Source organism: Massiliimicrobium timonense (assembly GCF_042850985.1).
GTDB lineage: Bacteria > Bacillota_I > Bacilli_A > Erysipelotrichales > Coprobacillaceae > Allocoprobacillus.
Genome location: NZ_AP031415.1, coordinates 1,195,381 through 1,216,586, shown reverse-complemented (window position 1 = coordinate 1,216,586; position 21,206 = coordinate 1,195,381). Strand labels below are relative to the sequence as shown.

Here is a 21,206-nt window from a genome sequence, read left to right as displayed (position 1 = left end):
TAAAACTCTTTTCGTTTTTTCTACTTCTTTATGTTAATATAACAATTTTTGGTAATCTTTTTTTCTATTTTATATAAAAATAGTCTTTATTTTTTTATTGAAAAGAAAAAAGATATTGTAACCCTATCTAAAAAAGAGTATAATTTCTTTAATTATAAAAAGGGGGATTTTTATGGAAATTAAAATCGAAAGAGCAAAAACACTAAAAACAAAACCAGATCAAAACCATTTAGGATTCGGTCAATATTTTACTGACCATATGTTTATAATGGATTGGGATAAAGATGTCGGATGGCATGATGCTCGTATAGTACCTTATGGACCTATTGCGATGGATCCAGCAACAATGGTGCTTCATTATGCTCAAGAAACATTTGAAGGATTAAAAGCTTATCGTAATCCTCAAGGTCAGATTCTATTGTTTAGACCAGAAATGAATGCTCGACGAATGATTAATTCAAATAAACGTATTTGTATGGCAGAATTGCCTGAAGACATGTTTGTAGAAGCTGTCGAAGCACTTGTCAAATATGAACAAGACTGGATTCCAACTGCGCCAGATACTTCGCTTTATATTCGTCCATTCATGTATGCTTCTCAACCTGGTGTCGGTGTTCACCCTGCCAATAGTTATCGCTTTATTATTATCTTATCACCTGTAGGTGCCTATTATCCTGAAGGTGTCAACCCTGTCAAAATCTGGGTTGAAGATGAATATGTTAGAGCTGTTAAAGGTGGGACAGGTTTTACAAAATGTGGTGGAAACTATGCTGCCAGCATTGCTGCTCAAGTGAAAGCCGAACAAAATGGCTATACACAGGTATTATGGCTAGATGGTGTGCATCGTCGTTATGTTGAAGAAGTTGGAACAATGAATGTCATGTTCTTGATTAATGATACGGTTGTAACTGCTGCACTTGAAGGTTCTGTATTACCCGGTGTCACAAGAGATTCTATTATCCATATTTTAAAAGATATGGGATACAAAGTTGAAGAACGTGATTTAAGCATTGATGAGCTGATGGAAGCTGGACGTACTGGCCAATTAAAAGAAGCATGGGGAACAGGAACAGCTGCTGTGATTTCACCTATTGGTGAACTTTGTTATAAGGGTGAAAAAATCACTATTCATGATTTTAAAACTGGACCACTTACACAAAAACTTTATGATACATTAACAGGTATTCAATGGGGAAGACTGGAAGACCCTTATCATTGGACAAAAGTCATTAAATAAAAGAAAAACGGTTATCTTTAATGATAATCGTTTTTTATGATTCACGTTTTTCTATAGGTTGATATTCCTTTAATTCGCCTACATATTTTGTAGCTGGACGAATAATACGATTAGAATAAAGTTTATTTTCAATATTATGAGCAATCCATCCTACTGTTCTGGCAACAACAAACAATAAGGTATAAAGGTCTTCAGGAATATTCAACATACTATAAACAAGTCCACTATAAAAATCAACATTTGTACAGACATGTATTCCTTTACGTTCATAAATTTTCGCAACAGCAATCTCCCCAAAACGTTTATAGAACTTATATTCCTGATAACGTCCTTTTTCAATCGCCAGTTCTTGACATTTTTCACTTAAGATTTCACTACGTGGATCACTTAAAGTATAAACCGCATGTCCAATCCCATAAATCAATCCACTGCCATCATTAAAATCCTTATCTAAAATACGATTAATGATTCTTTCAATATCCTCGTCCAAAGCCTCTATTGAAATCTCTCCAATAACTTTTTCCATCTGTCTTTTAACAGCTAAATTGGCACCCCCATGTCGAGGACCTTTCAATGAACCTATTGCTCCAGCAACAGCTGAATAAATATCCGTTCCTGTTGAGGAAATCACAACATTCGTAAAAGTAGAGTTATTCCCTCCCCCATGATCAGCATGTAAAGCCAAAGCAATATCTAAAATTTCTGCTTCCTTGTGTGTAAACTGTCCATCTGGACGTAATAAAGTCAAAATCATTTCAGCGATACTCAAATCTTTTTGAACATGATGAATAACCAGACTTTTCTCATCAAAATAGTGAACCTTTGTCTGATATGTATAACAGACAATACTTGGTATTTTAGCTAATAAATTGATTCCCTTATTTAATGTTTCCTGTATGCCCGTATTATCTGGATCACCATCATAACCATACAGCATCAAAACTTCCTGTTGTAATTTATTCATTAAATTTTTAGCAGGAAAACCTAATATATTGGCTTCCAAATAATGTGGTGGTAAAGCATATTGCTCACTTAAGATTTTTTTAAATCTTTCAAATTCTTCTGATGTTGGTAAATATCCAAAAAGAATTAAAAAACAGACTTCTTCAAACAAATATCTTTTATTCTCTTTAGGATAACGAATCATGTCTTCTACATTGATTCCACGATAATAAAGACGTCCATAATCATCTTTCTTCTGTCCATCTATCTTTTTATATCCCACAACATCAGAAATTTTTGTTAATCCAACAAGAACTCCTGTTCCATCTTCATTACGTAATCCTTTTTTTACAGAATAAGTTTGATATAAAGCATTATCTATTTGATTTTCTATTAATGATTTTTGAAAAAAATCTTGAATTTGATCATTCATGATTTCCACCCCTTTTCTATATTGGTACTATTATAACACTATTTTGTATAATTGTATACAATTATTATGGGTTAAATCCATCCAAAATATTGACAGGCATATTCAATACCATCATCATAACTTGCTTTTGTCACAAAAGAAGCTTTCTTTTTCAATTCTTCACAGGCATTTCCCATCGCAATAGATGTCCATTCTGGTTTAAACATGATCAAATCATTATAATCATCTCCAAAAACAACAACATCTTCTTTTGTTCCACCAACATATTCTAACATACGCATAATACCTTGATCCTTTTCATCATGTTGATAAGTTAAATAGTCCTTCATAAAACGGATATGTCCTAAAGAATCTAATAAAGTTAATTCATGTTCACGCTTTTGATCTATCGCAATATAAATCTTATAATAATCTTTAATATCTTCATATCGTAAAGATGGTTCATAAAAATAACGTGTTGGTTCTAAACGATACCCTACCTGTTTAATAAATAATTCATCATTCATTAAAACATCAATACTATCATTAGGGGTAATCAATAGACCAAAGCCTTTTTGATGAGCTTCATAGCATAAAGCTATCGCTTTATCTCGATCAAGTGGTCGATTTTCAATGACCTGATCATTAATAGTAATAGCAGCTCCTCCATTGCTGACAATATGATGAAATCCTGCCTTTTTTGCAAAATCTTTTGTTTTATAATAAGCTCTCCCTGTCGCAATACAGACAAAATGTCCGTTATCCTGTAATTTTTGAATCGTTTTTTTAGCACTGGCAACAAGTTCACCTGTCTGTTTATTTGTCAATGTTCCATCAATATCAAAGAAAAAATATTTTTTTTGCATCCTCTTTTCCTCCTGTTTTCTATTATACCAAATCCTGACTTTGATGAAAATACTGATATAAAAAACTCATATGCAATGGTGATAGGACAATTCCCACAATGCCAAAAAAATGAATATGCACGACCATCGAAACAAGTAATAAAAAAGCCGGAATTTTTGTTTCTTTATTCATGATATGTGGTTCTAAAAATTGATGAATCATATTGATCAGAATATATAAACAAAAAAGATACAGTGATTTCATATAAATCCCTTGAAAAGCATAAAGAAGCATCATTGGAATTAAAATAATGCCAACCCCTATAAAAGGTAAACCATCTAATAAACTGATCACAAAAGCATAAGATAGTGCTGGTTCTATATCCAAAATCATAAAAGCAATCCATAAAATCATAAAAGTGACAAACATCAAAGTGAATTGACATTTGATATAAATCCATAAACTTTTAAGAACATGATTTTTAAGTTGAACAAGTTTGATATATGTCTGATGCGATATAAATCTTAAAAAACAACTTTTCATATCTTCATAGTCTAACATAAAAAAGAAGGTGGAAATCATAAAGATAAAAAAAGAAAAGAGAAATGAAGGAATGGATTGGATAAATTGTGATGCAAAAGAGATAGCTTGAAATATGTTTTGATGAATCCAGTTTTGAAATATAACAATGATATCTTGTGGTAAGAATAAAAAAACTTGTTGAAAACTTCCTGTGAGTTGATTCATAAAAGGTAAAAAGACGGAATCATAATAAACTGGCAACATTTGAAAAAACTTGATTGCAAAAGAAAATAATGCCATAAAACCAATGGCCAGTAAAAATGCGAAAAACAGGTAAATCATCAACAACAAAGAAATACCTATTGCACTTGTCTGGAGAGGAATTTTATGTTGCACTCTATCAATAAGTGGCTTTAAGATAAAAAAACATAGAATCGCCAATAGAAATGGAAACAACAAAGCAAACATATATTTAAGGAGCATGATATAACAAATCAAACGACATCCTATGACAAAATATTTCTTATAATTCATAGACTCACCTAATGATATATATGTCACAAATAAAAAAATAAGTCCATCAAGACTTATTTATACACATACCGACATAAATCGACAATTTTCTTATCAAAAAGATGATACGATATTCATGGTGAAAAACAATGTATATATATGACATAACAAACAATCAATATCAATTTCCAATCTTAGATCCAGATTTTTCATACCAACATATTGATTATCAGAAAAATCTTTATCCTTTTTTCAAACAACTTCATATTCCACAATCCGTCCGCTTTTTAACAGGCATTTATATTGAATATCGTATTCTTCCTTATTTTATTGAAGAATATCCACAACTCTATTTTCATGTTTCTAAACATCTGGTAGAGAAAATGAAAACTTATTTTGATTTTGGAGATGTTCATCTCTATTATGAAAGATCAAATTTCTTCTTTATGGTCATGTTCAATACAAATGAAGATCTCATCGAAATTGCTTTTATTGAACTTTATCATTATCTGCAAGATAAAACATTTGAATATTTACATCAAACATGCTCATTTCAAATCAAATGTGGTGCTTATGTATCTACTGTAAACATTCACCCTTATAAACTCTTTGACCTTTCTAAGGAACAATGTCAACAAATTCTTTCTAAAAAAACAGCTCATATTTCTGTTTATAATTTAAAACTTTTACGTTGATGTTGTTCTAAATACTGATAGATATAGATTATTCCTTTTTTATAAAGCCATAAGACAAAAGGTGTACTCAAACAGATTGGAATAATGAAAATCATTGACATAGAAAATAAAGAATTGATTCCAAAGAAGTCATGCATAACCATTAAAATCAAATAGAAAATAATCGCAATTGTACTTGTAACTATCACTCTAAGGCGATTTAAAGGTAAACAAACAACAAAAACAACAAGGAAACTGATAAATCCAGCCACAAGATAGTAATAAGTCGATAACATACGTTCATCAAAATGCAGTTGATAACCTATAAAAGTAATCAAAAGCATATAAGTGATCATTGTCAAAGCACAAGGAACTGCTGTAGAAATCACATGTTTTAAAAAGCCTTGTGATGATAGAGATGAAGAACGCTCTAATGTCAGTAAAAAACTTGGTAAACCAATAGCCAGACCACTGATTAAACTTAACTGTAAAGGCGTAAAAGGATAGCTCATTCTTAAAGCTGCAAAAACAAGACAAAGAACCGTAGAATAAATTGTTTTTGTTAAATAGAGTGAACTCACTCTTTCAATATCAGCAATGATAGCTCTCCCCTCTTTGACAATTTCTACCATAGAAGCAAAAGAAGAATCAAGCAAGACAATATGTGCAGCTTGTTTTGCAGCGTCACTCCCAGCTGCCATTGCGATTCCACAATCTGCATCTTTTAAAGCCAGTACATCATTCACTCCATCACCAACCATCCCAACAACATGTCCTCTGGCTTGTAAAGCCTTCATAATACGTTGTTTCTGTTCTGGCTGTACACGACCAAAAACATGGTAATGAGAAACAATCTTTTCCATTTCCAATTCATCTTCGGGCAAAGTAGAAGCATCAATATACAAATGTCCGTCTTTTAACCCTGCCAATTGGGCAACTCTGGCAACCGTGACAGGATTATCCCCCGATAGAATACGAATATCTACATGTGCATTTTCAAAAAAATGTAATGTTTCTTTCGCTTCTGGACGAATGCAATCATAAATGATAATTAATGCCATTGTTTCAACTTTTCCAATACGTAAAGTAGAGGCATCAATAGAATCTGTCTGCCCTAAAAGTAAAACACGATATCCTTTTTGGGTATATGTTTGAATATCTTTTAACACAGGATGATTGACAGGTAATAAAAATTCAGGTGCACCTAAAACATAATGCCCTTTTCCTACAATCGTTAAACCACGCATTTTTCGTTGTGATGAAAAAGGAATATAATCCTCTATCTTTTGATGGTCTGGATAAAAGAAATAATCTTGCAAAGCTAATTGTGTCGCATTCACATCATCACACTCATGAGCCATCACACCCATCACAAATTCAATATCCTGTAAATCGTAAGGCTGATACGGAATCAATTTTTCAACTTTTAATTCTCCTGTTGTAATTGTTCCCGTTTTATCAAGACAAAGAACATCTACTCTAGCCAGAGCTTCAATAGCCTCCATTTCTTGAATTAATGCTTTTTTACGTGCCAATTTTCCAACTCCGATAATAAAGGACAAACTCGTTAATAAAACAAGTCCCTCTGGAATCATTCCGACGACACCAGCCACCGTTTTTACAATCGCTGTCGCTAAATCATTTGGATAAGCACTACGTTGTGAAAAAAATAAAACAAGCCCCACAGGAATAATGACAACACTTAATATTTTAATGACTTTTTCAATAGAATCTTTCATCTCTGAAGAAGCATTATTTTTATTTTTAGCTTTATGAACAAGTCTTGTTGAATAGTTATCATTTCCAACACGGATCACCTTTGCATAAGCACTTCCAGCCACAACAAAACTACCAGATAGCAATTCATCATTCATCTTCTTTTTGACAGGTTCAGATTCTCCAGTCAACATAGCTTCATTCACTTCAATACCATGTGACTCTAAAACAATACAATCACTTCCAATCTGATTTCCTGTTTCCAGAAATATAATATCATCTTTGACAAGTTGTTCAGTAGGAATCACCATCTCCTGTTGATCACGAATGACTTTTACTTTTTTAACAGTGACAACTGTTAATTGATCAATAATCTTTTTAACTTTAAATTCTTGATATATACCAATAAAAGCATTAACAAAAATAACAACCATGAATGTCAGATTTGTCCATCTTCCTGTTGATATAATAATAGCTGCCAAGAAAACATTTAAACAATTAAAGTAAGTCAATGTATGCTCTAAAACAATCTGTTTTTTCGTTTTAGAAATATTATCATGAGAAACATTAACCAATCCTTGTTTGATACGTTCACTGACTTGTTGATGTGTTAATCCCATTAATTTGATATCTTCCATTTCATCACCTGCTTTTTATAATATACATAATTGTTGTGAAATCTCTATGAATACCAACATCATTATTATATCATAAAATAACATATAAAAAATAAAAAAACCTCAATAAATGAGGTTGACGACATATGGTGGACCCTGAAGGACTCGAACCTTCGACCGATCGGTTATGAGCCGATAGCTCTAACCAACTGAGCTAAGGGTCCAAGTAAAATAAAAAGTGGTATTCACCACCAAATTCATTAATGGTAGCGGGGAAGGGATTCGAACCCCCGACCCACCGGGTATGAACCGATTGCTCTAGCCAACTGAGCTACCCCGCCATGTAGTGAATCGTTTTTATAAAGAATGGTGGTTCCGGCCGGAATCGAACCAGCGACACGAGGATTTTCAGTCCTCTGCTCTACCGACTGAGCTACGGAACCAAAACAAATGGCGGTCTGGACGGGGCTCGAACCCGCGACCTCCGCCGTGACAGGGCGGCATTCTAACCAACTGAACTACCAGACCATTTGGTTGCGGGAGAAGGATTTGAACCAACGACCTTCGGGTTATGAGCCCGACGAGCTACCAGACTGCTCCATCCCGCGATATTTAAATGGCGGAGGTTGAGGGATTCGAACCCCCGCGGGACTTTCATCCCCTGTCGGTTTTCAAGACCGATCCCTTCAGCCGGACTTGGGTAAACCTCCGCAACATAATGGTGGAGCTTAGCGGGATCGAACCGCTGACCTCCTGCGTGCAAAGCAGGCGCTCTCCCAGCTGAGCTAAAGCCCCATTACATGGTCGGGAAGACAGGATTCGAACCTGCGACCCCCTGGTCCCAAACCAGGTGCACTACCAAGCTGTGCTACTTCCCGATGACTTATTTGATTGGCGCGCTAGGCAGGAATCGAACCCACAACCTCTTGATCCGTAGTCAAGCACTCTATCCAGTTGAGCTACTAGCGCCTCTTAACAGTGCCATTCAATAATATCACATTTCTTATTCAATTGCAACACTTTTTTTCATTTTTTTCAGCTCTTTTTTCGAACTGATTTTTTATAACTGGTGCCCAGGGCCGGAGTCGAACCGGCACGGATTTTAAGGTCCGCAGGATTTTAAGTCCTGTGCGTCTACCAATTTCGCCACCTGGGCAACGTTGGAGGTTCCAGCCGGACTCGAACCGACGATGACAGAGTTGCAGTCTGTAGCCTTACCAACTTGGCTATGGAACCAACTTCCTTAACTCGTTGCTCACCTAGTATATAATATTTTCCACATTTATGCAATACCTTTTTTACATTTTTTTAAAGCCATTTGTTTTTTGATTGCTGCCTATTTGATTTTTTCTTCTTAAATCCATTATTTTTTTCAATCTAAAAATTCCATTTTTTTATAAAAAATATTATTTTCTCATAAAAAAAGAGATATCATATTACATATCTCTTATGATTCTAATTTTTCACGGCGCTTAGAAGATTGTAAAAATTTCTCTTTCAATGTCTTTTCATCCTCATTCATAATAGCCTGTTTTAATTGATCAAATTCTTTTTCAAAACGATCCATTGAAGCTAACAAGTAATCTTTATTATGAAAAAATAATTCTGTCCACAAATCCGCATTAATATTAGCAATCCTTGTCAAATCACGGAAAGAATCCCCAATATATTTACCTGTTTCATATTTTTCATCATCACTATTCATTAATGCAACAGCTAAAGTATGTGGTAACTGCGAAGTAAAAGAAATAATTTCATCATGATCATAGGGACTCATGATTTTTACACTTTTAAATCCCAACTGTCCAACAAATTGGCACATCCATTCTATTTTTTCTTGATGATTGTGTTGATGTTGAATAACAATATAATTTGCTTTCGCAAAAACTTCCTTACTGGCATAAAGATACCCCTTTTTTTCACGTCCAGCCATAGGATGACCACTAATATATTCTACATCTTTATCAATCATAGAAAGAGCCTGCTGTAAGAAATAAGATTTAATACCAACAACATCTGTGACAATACTTCCTTTTTTAAAATGATGTGTCGCAATAAAATCCAGAACTTTTGATGGATATAAGCAAATAATCGTTAAATCACTTTGAGCAATCATATCATGTCCATCCTGATAACCTTCGAGAATACAACCTTCCTCTTTTGCCATCTCCAAAGTCTTTAAATCACAATCCACACCATAAACTTCATATCCCAGACCTTTCAATGCTTTGACAAAACTTCCCCCAATAACACCTAAACCAACAACTGTAATTTTCATAAACTTCTTCCTTAAAAAAGAAAGGACTAATGTCCTTTTTTTCCTTTCGCCAACATTTTGAGTTTATAATCTAATAATCTTTTTGTTAAATCAACATAATACATATGAGGATATTCTAAACGGAAGATTTCATCCCATAATAATTGTTTTTGTTGTTGAGAATAAATCCTAATTTCATCTAATGAATAATGTGGATAAACATTTTTTCCCTCATCAAAAACAAGTGTCTGCAGGGGATGAATTTCATATGTTCCTGCATATAATGTTTTATGTTTCCATGAATCTAATTGATGATAGATTGTTAAATCTTGATTTTCATCTAAAACTTCATCATGGAAAGCAATAATATCTGCAATTGCTTTTTGAGTTTCTTTTTCAATTAAACGATAAACTTTTTTAAAACCAGGATTTGTAATTTTTTCTGTATTTTCAGAAATTTTTATTTTTGGAATAATTTGTCCATCTTTTTCAATGGCAGCCAATTTATAAACACCACCAAATACAGGTGAAGATTTTGAAACAATCATATTTTCACCTACACCAAAAGAATCAATTTGAGCTCCTTGTTCCAATACTGAGCGAATTAAATATTCATCTAATGAATTAGATACTGTAATTTGACAATCGTGTAATCCTGCTACATCTAACATCATTCTCGCTTTTTTAGTCAAATAAGCAATATCCCCACTATCCAAACGGATTCCTTTTAATCTTTTTCCCATTGGAGCCAGCACTTCCTCAGCTACTCTAATAGCGTGAGGCACACCACTTTTTAAAGTATCATATGTATCTACCAACAAAACACAATTATCCGGATAAGTCAACGCATAAGCTTTAAACGCTTCATACTCACTATCAAATGACTGCACAAAAGAATGAGCCATTGTCCCTAACACAGGCATATGAAAATCTTTTCCAGCCGATACCGTTGCACTTCCTACAACACCACCAATATAGGCCGCTCTCGCTCCATAATGAGCCCCATCATAGCCTTGAGCACGTCTTGCACCAAACTCCATAACTGGACGTCCTTTGGCTTCTTGAACGATACGTCTTGCCTTTGTCGCAATCAATGACTGATGATTAATTGTCACAAGTAAGAAGGTTTCAATCAATTGCGCTTCAATCAATTTTGCTTTGACTGTAATTAATGGTTCATAAGGAAAGACAGGCGTCCCTTCTTTAACCGAATAAATTGTTCCAGTAAAATGAAAATCCTTTAAATAAGCAAAAAAGTCTTCATCAAAAACATTCAGAGATCTTAAATATTCAATATCTCCATCACTAAAATGCATATTTTCAATAGCTTCAATGAGCTGTTGTAAACCCGCAAAAATGACAAACCCACCTTGATCAGGATTCTTACGATAAAACATATCAAAATAAACAATTTCATCTTGTTTTCCTAATTTAAAATAATTGTATGACATCGTTAATTCATAAAAATCCATAATTAAAGTAATATTTCTTTCACGACCAACATAGTTTTCTTCCATTATTGAACCCCCTATCATTTTCATTATCATATACCAAATCAAAAAAAAAATAAAGTCTTATTCGTTTCTTACAAAAAAAGTAGCCACTTTTTTTGTAACTACTTTCCATAAAAAAATCACGATTCATTTTTAGCTTTTTCATAAGCTTTGATGACAGCTTCTTTCAATGCCTGAGAAGATTTTGTTGCTCCAGAAATCGTATCCACATCGTAATGATTCTTTTCTTTCATAGCTGTAATCATTTGTTCTAAAGCAACTCCACCAATTGAAGGTGTTTCATTATGTTCTTTAATGACAATATCTTGAATACGATCATCTTTAAATGTTGTTTCGACTTCAAATTCTCCACCATATCCCATTGCCGTCGTTGTATAAGTGCCATCTTTATATTGGTTTTTCTTTGTTTCTTCATTTTTCTGTGGACTACATCCACATAACAAAAAAACTACAAATAGGATGAATACTCTTTTCATCATTTCAACCTCCTATTTATAGTTTTTGCTTAATTTTCAATCTTATGCATTTTTTTAAAAATATAAATCATAGGTTTCTCTTTGATAAGGCTGTGGCACTGGTGGAATCTTTTGGAAAACAATTGGGATGAGCAATTGTTGTTGAGGATGAATCATCAAATCATCATCCAACTGATTCATCACCTGAATCCATGCCACCTCACTATGCAAAGTTTTCGCAATACGATAAACATTGTCACCCTTATGAACTGTATATAAGATAATCTCTCCTACACGTGGATTGACAATTCTTTCATCATCATACATATATGGATTATACATGATTATCACTCCCAAGATAATATATGTATTTTCGATAATCATGTTTAGGCACTTTTCACTTATTTTGTTGCCATTTTATTTAAAGCATCTTTTGCAGCCTGTTGCTCAGCTTTTTTCTTGCTTGTGCCTTTTCCTATTCCTAGACACATATCATCCATCATCACGGCCACTTTAAATTCTGGGGCATTAGATGGTCCAGATGTTTCTAAGAGTTCATATGTTACGGTACGACGTTGATCGGCTTGAATCAGTTCTTGAAGCGTTGTTTTATAATCTGTAATATCATCATAATCTAAATCATTAACATGTCTAAAAATCGTTTGATGTAAAATTTTTAAAACTTCATCTTTACCACAATCCAAATAGAGTGCACCTACAAAAGACTCAAAAATATTAGCTAAAACACTCTCGCGCTCACGACCACCACTTTTTTCTTCTCCAACCCCTAGATAAAGGAGTTCTCCAAGTCCCAGTTCTTTAGAAAAACGTGCCAGTGATTCTTCTCTAACTAGCTTACTACGTAACGTTGTCAATGTTCCTTCTGGGGCATCGGGAAAGAGCTTAAAAATAAATTCTGATACATATAACTGCAAAACAGCATCACCCATAAATTCTAAACGCTCATAATCTTTATGCACATAATGAGATTCATTGGCATAAGAAGCATGTGTAAAAGCTTCTTTATAAAGTGATAAATTTTGAAATGGTATTTTTTCTTTTTGTAAAAAATCTAATATTTTCATTTTTGGCTTAATCCTTCTTTCATTTGTCCAACAACATCCATTTTAACCATCTGATAAGCTAAATCCATCGCATTAGAAAATGCTTTTGCATCACTGGCTCCATGAGCTTTGACAACAGCTTTTTCAAATCCCATCATCAAAGCGCCACCGACAGATTTATAATCAAATTTTTCTTTTAAACTATATAATGATGATTTTGCTAGTAATGCTCCTAGTTTTCCCTTAAAAGAAGACATCATACTTTCTTTAATCATTTTCATTAAAGTTCCTGCAACACCCTCACAAGTCTTTAAAGCAATATTCCCACTAAAACCATCAGTGACCACAACATCATAATCACCACTGAGGATATCGCGTCCTTCTACATTGCCAACAAAATGCAAACGATCACTTTGTTGTAATAATTGATAAGCTTTTTGATGTGTTTCATCTCCCTTTTTTGATTCCGTACCAATATTCAATAAAGCGACACGAGGTTGCTGAATACCACGTATATTTTTCGCATAAATATGTCCCATAATCGCAAAATCATAAAGCTGCTCTGCCGTATTTTCAGCATTGGCACCAACATCCAGCATAGCCATACCTTTGCCATTATAAGTTGGCATCATAACCATTAAACATGATTTTTCAACACCTTCAATACGTTTTAAAAATAACATTGCACTCGTATAAAAAGCCCCTGTAGAGCCACAAGAAACAACCCCATCAACAATTCCTTCTCTAGCCATCATCACAGCTTTTACCATGCTTGATTCCTTTTTACGACGCACTGACATAATTCCATCATCCATTTTCACAATATCTCTGGCATCGACAATATGAATATGAGGATAACTTGATAATTTTTCTAATTCTTCTTTTTTCCCAGTTACATAAAGTTCTGCATCATGATGGCTTTTTATAAACATCTCACAAGCTTCCACCACAATTGCACTTCCTAAATCTCCACTCATTGCATCTATTGATAATTTATACATGTTCCATTCACTCCTTGTTTGTAAGTATAACATATTTAATCAACATATTCATTATTCACTTTCAATTTCTCTTGAATCTGACTCATGATTCCTTGATACTCATGATTTTGAACATAATCATAAATCATTTCTTGGGCATCTTTTCTAGCCACTGATAAAATCGGAAAATCTTTCATCACATCTGCCACCAGAAAAGTCGGCAAACCACTTTGACGCTGTCCCAAGACTTCACCGGGTCCTCTTAATTTTAAATCATACAAAGAAATTTCAAAACCATCATGACTCTTTTCTAGATACTGTAAACGCTCTTTTGCTTCTGGTGACGAAGAAGCACTCATCAAATAACAATAAGCCTGTTCCTTCCCACGTCCAATACGTCCACGTAATTGATGTAATTGACTTAACCCAAAACGTTCAGCATTATAAATAACCATCATATTGGCATTTTTCACATCAACCCCTACTTCCACAACCGTTGTGGAAACAAGAATTTGAATGGTATTATTTAAAAAACCTGTCATAACTTTTTCTTTATCTTCATCTTTCATTTGTCCATGTAATAATCCAACATGATACTGTTTTTGAAAATATCTTTGCATCGCATCAGCAATCTGCATCGCACTCTTAGCTTCCAGATGATCACTTTCTTCTACCAGAGGACAAATCACATAACATTGACCCCCACGTGCCAGATAATTCTTTAAATCTTTTAGAATAGGTTTCATTGAAGCAGAATGAATATACTTGGTAATAACAGGCAATCGTCCTTGAGGCATTGTTTTGATTGTTGACACATCCATATCACCATACATAGAAATAGCTAAAGTACGGGGAATAGGTGTAGCACTCATGATTAAAAAATCAACCTGTTGTCCTTTATTTTTCAATGCCTTTCTTTGCATTACACCAAAACGATGCTGCTCATCAGTAATAACGAGTCCCAGTTTAGAATAAACCACTTTATCTTGAAATAAAGCATGTGTTCCAACGATGATGTCTGCTTCTCCTTGAGCTATTCTTTGATAGCTTACTTCTTTTTCTTTTACTGATAAAGACCCCGTCAATAATTCAATACGAACAGGTGTTTCTTCTAAAAAATGAGTTAAAGTCTGATAATGCTGTGTTGCCAAAATTTCTGTAGGAGCCATCAATGCTCCTTGAAATCCTGCTAAATAATTAGCATATAAAGCTGCCAAACTGACAACAGTTTTTCCACTTCCCACATCTCCCTGCAAAAAACGATACATCATATGAGGACTTTTTAAATCTTCCACAATATCTTTAATAGCCTTCTGCTGATCTGTTGTGAGTGGAAAAGGTAAAGATAAAATCCAGTTTTGAAAAACAGTCACATCAAAATCTTTAGCCATCCCAATTTCTTGAATACGCTGTTGTTTAATCAATTGCATCGTTAATTGAAATTTTAAAAATTCCTCATATTTTAAATATTTTAAAGCTTCTTGAATATCTTTTTTATTTTCTGGAAAATGAATACAATACAGAGCATTTTCCTTACGAATAAGATGATGTTGAATTAAATATTTTTCAGGAATAAAATCTTCAATCTGTTGATGTAAAAGATGTAATGCTTTTTTGATATATTGTCTAAAAGATTTTTGAGTTAACCCTTCTTTTAATGAATAAACCGGATAAATCCCTTTTATTTCCTGTAGAGGTTTGACTTTTAAATCTGAGGCTGTGATACGATGGTTTTGACATTTTCCTATGATTGTCACAATTGTATCTATTTTTAAATATTGTCTTAAAAAATGACGATTAAAAATAGTGACTTGAAAATGTTGTAAATAACGATCCTCGACTTCAAATGTCATTCTTGACATTCTGCCTTTAAAAAAAATCTTTACGGGTGAGATAACTGTCCCCTCAATAACAACATGATCATCTTCATCTGTAGGATATTGTTCTTCAATGATTTCATAACGATACGGATATTGTGATACCAAATCTTCTAATGTATGAATATTCATTTGTCTTAAAAGTTCTAAACGTTTCTCTGTTGTTTTTAATAAGCGAATATCTGTCATCTTCTCACCACCTGTCGTTTATTGTATCATAAATTTAAAAAAAAGATACTCTCTATTCAAGAATATCTTAGATTATACAAAAATCAATAACAGAATAAACATACTTATAATAGATATAATGATGCTTAAAGAATTTGTCGTCGCTGGCATATCCCCACTATATCCAATCTTTTGACAAAAGACAGCTGAAACTGAAGATAACGGAGCTAAAAGAGCCATAATTAAAATTTCTTTAGCAAGTAAAGGTAATGGTAAAATCATAAAAGCCACTCCTGCCAGCAGCAAATTTCCAGCAATTCTTAAAACGATAATTTTTATCACGTGCAAAGCTTCATGAGAAGCCACTTTAACTTCCAGCATTAATCCAATCATCATCATTGCTAAAAAGCTATTTCCGGCTCCAATAGTCGTTGCGCTAGATAGCACAAACGATGGAAACTGTAACTGAAAAATAGCCATCAAGAAAATCAATAGATACACATCAAATGGAATAGATGAAAACAGCTTTTTCAATGTTTCCTGTAAAGAAAATGAATTTTCACCACTTGCCACATGATCAGCCAAGGCATATGTAATTCCCAGTCCCATTAAAGCATTTCCAATATCAAAAGAACATAAATAGACAACACCCATTCCAGGATAAAATGCCTGTATAAAAGGAAGAATGAAATTACCGATATTATAACCTGAAACATTAATCATATAAGTTCCTTTTAAAATAGGTCGTTCTTTTCTTGAAGCGATATAACCCACAACAATCATCAAAACATTAGAAAGAATACCTATGATTATTAAAATAATAATGGTGATATCTAATGAAATTCCATTAGCACTTGTCAGTAAGGCACAAGGCAAAGTCACATTCATAATAATGGTTGCTAAAATATTGGCATCCTGTTTTTTTAAAACTTTCCATTTCTTCAATGTATAAGCAATCACAATAATAAGTACAAAAGTCAATGACGTTATAAAAACATCAAACATATAAACCCCTTCTTTCTCTATGCATTATAACATGTCTAAGTATAAAAAGAAAAAACAAGCAAAATATGAAAAAAATTGTAAAATCAAAAAATGATTGATATAATAAATATCAAAGAAAAACAGGAGGATATTATGATTCAAGCGATATTTTTTGACATTGATGGAACATTAGCCAGTTTTCAGACTCATCAAGTTTCTCGTTCAACATTCCAAACTTTAAAAGCTTTAAAAAAGCAAGGTATTAAATTATTTATTGCGACAGGTAGAGGGAAAGATGGTTTAGATATATTAGAAGGTTTTCCTTTTGATGGTTATATCACTTTAAATGGACAATATTGTTTTACTCATGAAAAAGTTATCTATGAAAATACAATTGATCCATTAGACATTCAAAGTTTATTAGATTATTTAAAAGAAAAACCTTTTCCTTGCGGTTTTACTGAAGAACATACCAAATATTTTAATATGCGTAATCATCTGGTTGATGAAATCCACAAAATCACTCATAATGATGATCATCCAGCCAAAGACTGTAGTGAAGTCGTTCATAAAAAAATTTATCAGTGCATGTGCTTTGTTGATGAAAAAGAAGAAAAAGAATTATTAAAAGTCATGCCACATTGTCATGCTTCCAGATGGTATCCAACATTTTGTGATATTTCACCTATGGGTGGTTCTAAACAACATGGTATTGATAAATTTTTAAAATATTATGATATAGATTTATCTTCAACAATGGCTTTTGGTGATGGTGGAAATGATATCCCCATGTTACAGCATGTAGCCATCAGTGTTGCTATGAATAATGCCAGTGATAAAGTTAAATCCGTTGTAGACTATGTCACTGATGATGTTGATCATGATGGCATTTATAAAGCCTGTTTACATTACCATTTATTAGAAAAATAAGAATAAGGTTCTGCCCTATTCTTATTTTTTCTCTAATCTTTTTTCAATTTCACGAATCACAATTTTCATTGCCTTAATACGGGCATATTTTTTATCAACTGATTCAAGAATATACCAAGGTGCAAAAATTGTATTAGTCTTTTGCAACATTTCTGTAATAGCATTTTCATACAAATCCCATTTTTCACGATTACGCCAATCTTCTTCTGTAATCTTCCATTGTTTTTCCGGTGTATTTTGACGTTCCGTAAAACGTTCTAATTGCGTCTGATTATCAATCTGTACCCAGAATTTAATAACAATGGCACCCCAGTCATAAAGTTCTTTTTCAAATTCATTCATTTCATTATAGGCTCTCTGCCAATCATTTTCACTACAGAAGCCCTCTAATCTTTCAACCATGACACGACCATACCATGTTCTATCAAAAATCGCAATATGTCCATCTTTAGGCAGACGTTTATAAAAACGCCATAAGTAATGTCTATTCAATTCACTTTTATCAGGAGCAGCAATTGGATAAACTGTATAACCTCTTGGATCAAGTCCAGAAGTCACTCTTTTAATATTTCCACCTTTTCCAGCTGCATCCCATCCTTCATAGGCAATAATCACTGGAATCTTTCGACGATAAAGTTTATTATGTAATTTCATTAATTTTTTACGACATTTTTTTAATTCTTTACGATATGTTTCATCACTGATGCTCACACTTAAATCATAATCATCCAAATGAATCATTTCACGCATTTCAAAAACGTTGTCAATCAAAGGAGCATCCTGTTTTGGATGATCAAGATGTTCTTGAATACAGCTCATTAATGTTTCTAAAACCTGTAATTGTGCTAATTTTTTATTTGTCGCATCAATAACATACCAAGGTGCATAAGAATCATTTGTTAGATTCATATAATCATCATAAACATCTAAATATTCTTCATAATGTTTATTCTGATACAAATCTTCATCACTGATACGCCATTTTGTATTTTTATTTTTTAACAATTTATGCATACGCTGCGTTTGTTCATATCTGGAAATATGGAAAAAAAATTTAATCACAAGATAACCATTGTCAACTAATGTTCTTTCAAACTTTTGAATACTTTTGATGCGTTGATGATATGTTTTTTTAGAAATGGTCTGATGCATGTATTGTTTTGTTAAATCGTTCATCCAGCCATGATCATAAAAAGTGGCCATACCATTTTCCGGAATACGCAAAAAATAGCGATATAAAAATGGACGACGTTGTTCATCTTCACTGATCTTATTCATCGTTTCAACATTATAAAAACGAGGGTCCATATTTTGAATCACTTTTCCAAGTGTTGTCCCTATGCCAGATGCTCCCCATCCTTCAAACAACACAATGACAGGTAATTTCTTTTCTTTTAATATCATCTGTTTTTTAGACAACTCCAGTTTTGCATTTTCTAAACATTCTTCAATATCGGGCGCAATTTCAATTTGTTCAAAATTATAATTCTTTAACATAATTCTCCTCCTACCTACATAATTTTATTTTATCACTTTTATGTAAGCGTTTAAATAAAAAGCCAATCAAAATAAAAATAATACCCATAACAGGCATTATTTTATCAATTGATATGTTCTTAAAAGTTGTTCAATCTCATAAGGTTGAGGACAACCATTTTCTCCTAAATGAATAGCAGGTTTTGTCTTGCCATGAAAATCACTGCCACAAGTATATAAAATATTTAATGCTTTCGCTTTTTGATAAAAATAGTCATTTGTTTCTGGTGTATGATAACTTGAAAAACATTCTACCCCCTCTAAACCTAAAGCTACCATTTCATCAAATAATTCATATTTCCCTTTCAAATTATTACCCGGATGTGCTAGTACAGCTATACCACCATGATGATGAATCAATTGAATTGTATCTTCTAATGTAGGAAAATAAATTTCTGTATAGCATGGCTTTCCCTGTGCATAATAATCCCAATAAAAGTTCACATAAGGATTATCACTACGTGAACCTCCTTCACGATAACATTTCAACAATTCATGATCTTGATATCTTGGATCTTTCAATAATGCTTCACCAAACATTTCCCCTGTATAAACACCGTTATCAGACAAAGCATCAAGCTGTTCCTTTTTCAAATCAAAACCTAAAGCATTAGTCAGTTCCAATTTTTTCATACTACAGGCTAATTCCTGCTTTTCAATACTTTCCCCTAATTGATTTAATGATGGATCATCATCAATACCATAACCAAGTACATGTAAATTAACTCCTTGATAAGTACAGTCAATTTCAATGGCTGGAATATATGTTATGCCTAATGCCTGTGCCTGTTCTTTAGCTTCCTTATTCGCTTTGATCCAGTTATGATCAGCAATAGCCATAATACGAACACCTGATTCATGACACATTCTAACAAGTTGTTCAGGTGAATATTCCCCATCGTCACTATACATACTATGCATATGTAAATCAATATGACTCTTATTCATCTTCTTTTTCCTCCATTATTTTTTGCATACTCATTCGATAAAGTCCTGATTCAATCAATGGATACAAATCTTCCACATCAACAATTTGTGGCTGATGTGTAGCTGGAATACCTGAAAGATGTATATCACTGACATCATCAATCACATCACTAAAGATGCCAATGATCTCTGGATTCATAACACAACAAAGGGTTGTCAACTGTTTTTCCAATAATTCCATAGGATTGGTTTTTAATAACTGATCTTGTTGTTGTAAGGTATAAAATGGTAAGTAGCGTAATTCTCCAGCAAAATGTGTAAATCCATCATACAATGTTCCATTGATAATCATACCACATCCAATATATTCCACTAATGGCTGATAAACCAGAACCATATGTTGATAGTTTGGATATAAAGCCGAAAAACCAATACTGGCAATATTCACATCATTTTCAATGATAATCTGATGTGAGTAAAAAGTCTGGATATATGCTTTCAAATCCATATTCTCAAATGCCTTAAAATCACAAACATCTACTATTCCATCATGACAAACACCAGGTACACTCAAGCTCATCATTGTTATGAAATGATCATTTTGGATTATCTCTATCAAAATATTTTTCAATTCATCTTGTCTAAGACATAAAAAAGATACATGTTTTTTTAAAATAATATGATTAAACAAATCTACATCTATACAAATCACTTCATCATGATCTTTTTGTTTTTTTAAAATTACCTTTAAAAGATGACAATAATCCTTATTCAAAACATACTGTTTTGATTTTCTTCCTCCTGTTGAATCATTTTCGCCAATAAATAAGATTTCTTGACTTTTCAGCAATTCCTGTAAAATATTTGTAATAGAAGCTAATGATAATTGTGTAACACTAGCAAGTTCTGTTTTGGTCCAGACTTTCCCTTGATAAAAACATTTTCTGATTTTTTGTGTATTCATGAATTTCAAATCATTGGCCTTTGACAAATTATCCCTCTTTTCTCACACTTTCGTCAAGACTTATCGAAAGT

The 21,206-nt window shown here is 33.0% G+C and carries 18 protein-coding genes and 11 tRNA genes; 3 read left to right on the top strand and 26 right to left on the bottom strand.

All coding sequences use genetic code 11. The features are described 5' to 3' along the window. Window positions 1-172: 172 nt before the first annotated feature. Entirely contained in the window at window positions 173-1,237 is a 1,065-nt protein-coding gene (locus ACGHJ8_RS06375; protein ID WP_087358903.1) for a branched-chain amino acid aminotransferase, read from the top strand. Window positions 1,238-1,271: 34 nt separating this feature from the next. On the opposite strand, the gene ACGHJ8_RS06370 is transcribed toward ACGHJ8_RS06375, so the two are convergent. The 3 genes from ACGHJ8_RS06370 to ACGHJ8_RS06360 form a co-directional block, all read right to left on the bottom strand. Next, window positions 1,272-2,612: a citrate synthase gene (locus ACGHJ8_RS06370; protein WP_390542271.1), complete on the bottom strand. Its 1,341-nt coding sequence runs from the start codon at window positions 2,610-2,612 to the stop codon at window positions 1,272-1,274. Window positions 2,613-2,683: 71 nt separating this feature from the next. Continuing rightward, window positions 2,684-3,457 carry an HAD-IIB family hydrolase gene (locus ACGHJ8_RS06365; RefSeq protein ID WP_390542269.1) on the bottom strand — a complete coding sequence of 258 codons (774 nt, stop codon included), beginning with the start codon at window positions 3,455-3,457 and terminating at the stop codon, window positions 2,684-2,686. 22 nt (window positions 3,458-3,479) lie between these two features. Next, window positions 3,480-4,493, bottom strand: a complete 1,014-nt coding sequence (locus tag ACGHJ8_RS06360) for an AI-2E family transporter (protein ID WP_390542267.1) — start codon at window positions 4,491-4,493, stop codon at window positions 3,480-3,482. A 128-nt stretch (window positions 4,494-4,621) separates the two neighbouring features. On the opposite strand from ACGHJ8_RS06360, the gene ACGHJ8_RS06355 reads away from it, so the two are divergent. Next, entirely contained in the window at window positions 4,622-5,167 is a 546-nt protein-coding gene (locus tag ACGHJ8_RS06355; protein ID WP_087358895.1) for a hypothetical protein, read from the top strand. Here ACGHJ8_RS06355 and ACGHJ8_RS06350 read toward each other — a convergent pair. The 20 genes from ACGHJ8_RS06350 to ACGHJ8_RS06255 all read right to left on the bottom strand — a co-directional run bounded on the left by ACGHJ8_RS06350 (window position 5,143) and on the right by ACGHJ8_RS06255 (window position 16,799). Then, window positions 5,143-7,500: an HAD-IC family P-type ATPase gene (locus ACGHJ8_RS06350; protein ID WP_390542265.1), complete on the bottom strand. Its 2,358-nt coding sequence runs from the start codon at window positions 7,498-7,500 to the stop codon at window positions 5,143-5,145. The two genes, ACGHJ8_RS06355 and ACGHJ8_RS06350, sit on opposite strands and share 25 nt — an antisense overlap. A gap of 126 nt (window positions 7,501-7,626) precedes the next feature. Further along, a tRNA-Ile gene (locus tag ACGHJ8_RS06345) sits at window positions 7,627-7,703 on the bottom strand. Between the two features lie 40 nt (window positions 7,704-7,743). Then, a tRNA-Met gene (locus tag ACGHJ8_RS06340) sits at window positions 7,744-7,820 on the bottom strand. A gap of 26 nt (window positions 7,821-7,846) precedes the next feature. After that, a tRNA-Phe gene (locus ACGHJ8_RS06335) sits at window positions 7,847-7,922 on the bottom strand. Window positions 7,923-7,930: 8 nt separating this feature from the next. Then, window positions 7,931-8,007, bottom strand: a tRNA-Asp gene (locus ACGHJ8_RS06330). A 3-nt stretch (window positions 8,008-8,010) separates the two neighbouring features. Further along, window positions 8,011-8,087: transfer RNA gene (locus tag ACGHJ8_RS06325), tRNA-Met, on the bottom strand. A 9-nt stretch (window positions 8,088-8,096) separates the two neighbouring features. Beyond that, window positions 8,097-8,189 (bottom strand) — tRNA-Ser (locus ACGHJ8_RS06320). A gap of 9 nt (window positions 8,190-8,198) precedes the next feature. After that, a tRNA-Ala gene (locus ACGHJ8_RS06315) sits at window positions 8,199-8,274 on the bottom strand. Window positions 8,275-8,280: 6 nt separating this feature from the next. Next, window positions 8,281-8,357, bottom strand: a tRNA-Pro gene (locus ACGHJ8_RS06310). A 14-nt stretch (window positions 8,358-8,371) separates the two neighbouring features. Next, window positions 8,372-8,448: transfer RNA gene (locus tag ACGHJ8_RS06305), tRNA-Arg, on the bottom strand. 98 nt (window positions 8,449-8,546) lie between these two features. Beyond that, window positions 8,547-8,635, bottom strand: a tRNA-Leu gene (locus tag ACGHJ8_RS06300). A gap of 5 nt (window positions 8,636-8,640) precedes the next feature. Further along, a tRNA-Cys gene (locus ACGHJ8_RS06295) sits at window positions 8,641-8,715 on the bottom strand. 211 nt (window positions 8,716-8,926) lie between these two features. Then, window positions 8,927-9,757 (bottom strand): prephenate dehydrogenase, encoded by an 831-nt coding sequence (locus ACGHJ8_RS06290; RefSeq protein WP_087358891.1) that lies wholly within the window; start codon window positions 9,755-9,757, stop codon window positions 8,927-8,929. Between the two features lie 26 nt (window positions 9,758-9,783). After that, window positions 9,784-11,253: a nicotinate phosphoribosyltransferase gene (locus ACGHJ8_RS06285; RefSeq protein ID WP_087358889.1), complete on the bottom strand. Its 1,470-nt coding sequence runs from the start codon at window positions 11,251-11,253 to the stop codon at window positions 9,784-9,786. 116 nt (window positions 11,254-11,369) lie between these two features. Beyond that, the gene (locus ACGHJ8_RS06280; RefSeq protein WP_087358888.1) at window positions 11,370-11,726 is read right to left on the bottom strand and encodes an FMN-binding protein; all 357 of its coding nucleotides are present in this window, start codon (window positions 11,724-11,726) and stop codon (window positions 11,370-11,372) included. A 54-nt stretch (window positions 11,727-11,780) separates the two neighbouring features. Beyond that, entirely contained in the window at window positions 11,781-12,047 is a 267-nt protein-coding gene (locus ACGHJ8_RS06275; protein ID WP_087358886.1) for a LysM domain-containing protein, read from the bottom strand. A 59-nt stretch (window positions 12,048-12,106) separates the two neighbouring features. Then, entirely contained in the window at window positions 12,107-12,790 is a 684-nt protein-coding gene (rnc, locus tag ACGHJ8_RS06270) for a ribonuclease III (RefSeq protein ID WP_087358884.1), read from the bottom strand. Further along, window positions 12,787-13,770 (bottom strand): phosphate acyltransferase PlsX, encoded by a 984-nt coding sequence (gene plsX / locus ACGHJ8_RS06265; protein ID WP_390542261.1) that lies wholly within the window; start codon window positions 13,768-13,770, stop codon window positions 12,787-12,789. Before plsX ends, rnc begins: the two co-directional genes overlap by 4 nt. 35 nt (window positions 13,771-13,805) lie before the next feature. Continuing rightward, a complete protein-coding gene (recG, locus tag ACGHJ8_RS06260) occupies window positions 13,806-15,815 on the bottom strand; it encodes an ATP-dependent DNA helicase RecG (protein WP_390542259.1) in 2,010 nt (669 codons plus the stop codon). Window positions 15,816-15,887: 72 nt separating this feature from the next. Next, entirely contained in the window at window positions 15,888-16,799 is a 912-nt protein-coding gene (locus tag ACGHJ8_RS06255; protein ID WP_390542257.1) for an AEC family transporter, read from the bottom strand. Window positions 16,800-16,931: 132 nt separating this feature from the next. Between ACGHJ8_RS06255 and ACGHJ8_RS06250 the strand changes: the two genes are divergently transcribed. Then, entirely contained in the window at window positions 16,932-17,708 is a 777-nt protein-coding gene (locus ACGHJ8_RS06250) for a Cof-type HAD-IIB family hydrolase (RefSeq protein ID WP_390542255.1), read from the top strand. 21 nt (window positions 17,709-17,729) lie between these two features. Here the strand turns inward: ACGHJ8_RS06250 and pap are convergent, their stop codons facing one another. From pap to ACGHJ8_RS06235, 3 genes are all read right to left on the bottom strand, one after another. Continuing rightward, a complete protein-coding gene (gene pap, locus ACGHJ8_RS06245; RefSeq protein ID WP_211964800.1) occupies window positions 17,730-19,205 on the bottom strand; it encodes a polyphosphate:AMP phosphotransferase in 1,476 nt (491 codons plus the stop codon). Window positions 19,206-19,301: 96 nt separating this feature from the next. Continuing rightward, a complete protein-coding gene (locus tag ACGHJ8_RS06240; RefSeq protein ID WP_205090012.1) occupies window positions 19,302-20,192 on the bottom strand; it encodes a PHP domain-containing protein in 891 nt (296 codons plus the stop codon). Continuing rightward, window positions 20,185-21,135: an ROK family protein gene (locus ACGHJ8_RS06235; RefSeq protein ID WP_390542252.1), complete on the bottom strand. Its 951-nt coding sequence runs from the start codon at window positions 21,133-21,135 to the stop codon at window positions 20,185-20,187. The genes ACGHJ8_RS06240 and ACGHJ8_RS06235 overlap by 8 nt, the downstream gene beginning before the upstream one ends. Window positions 21,136-21,206: the final 71 nt, after the last annotated feature.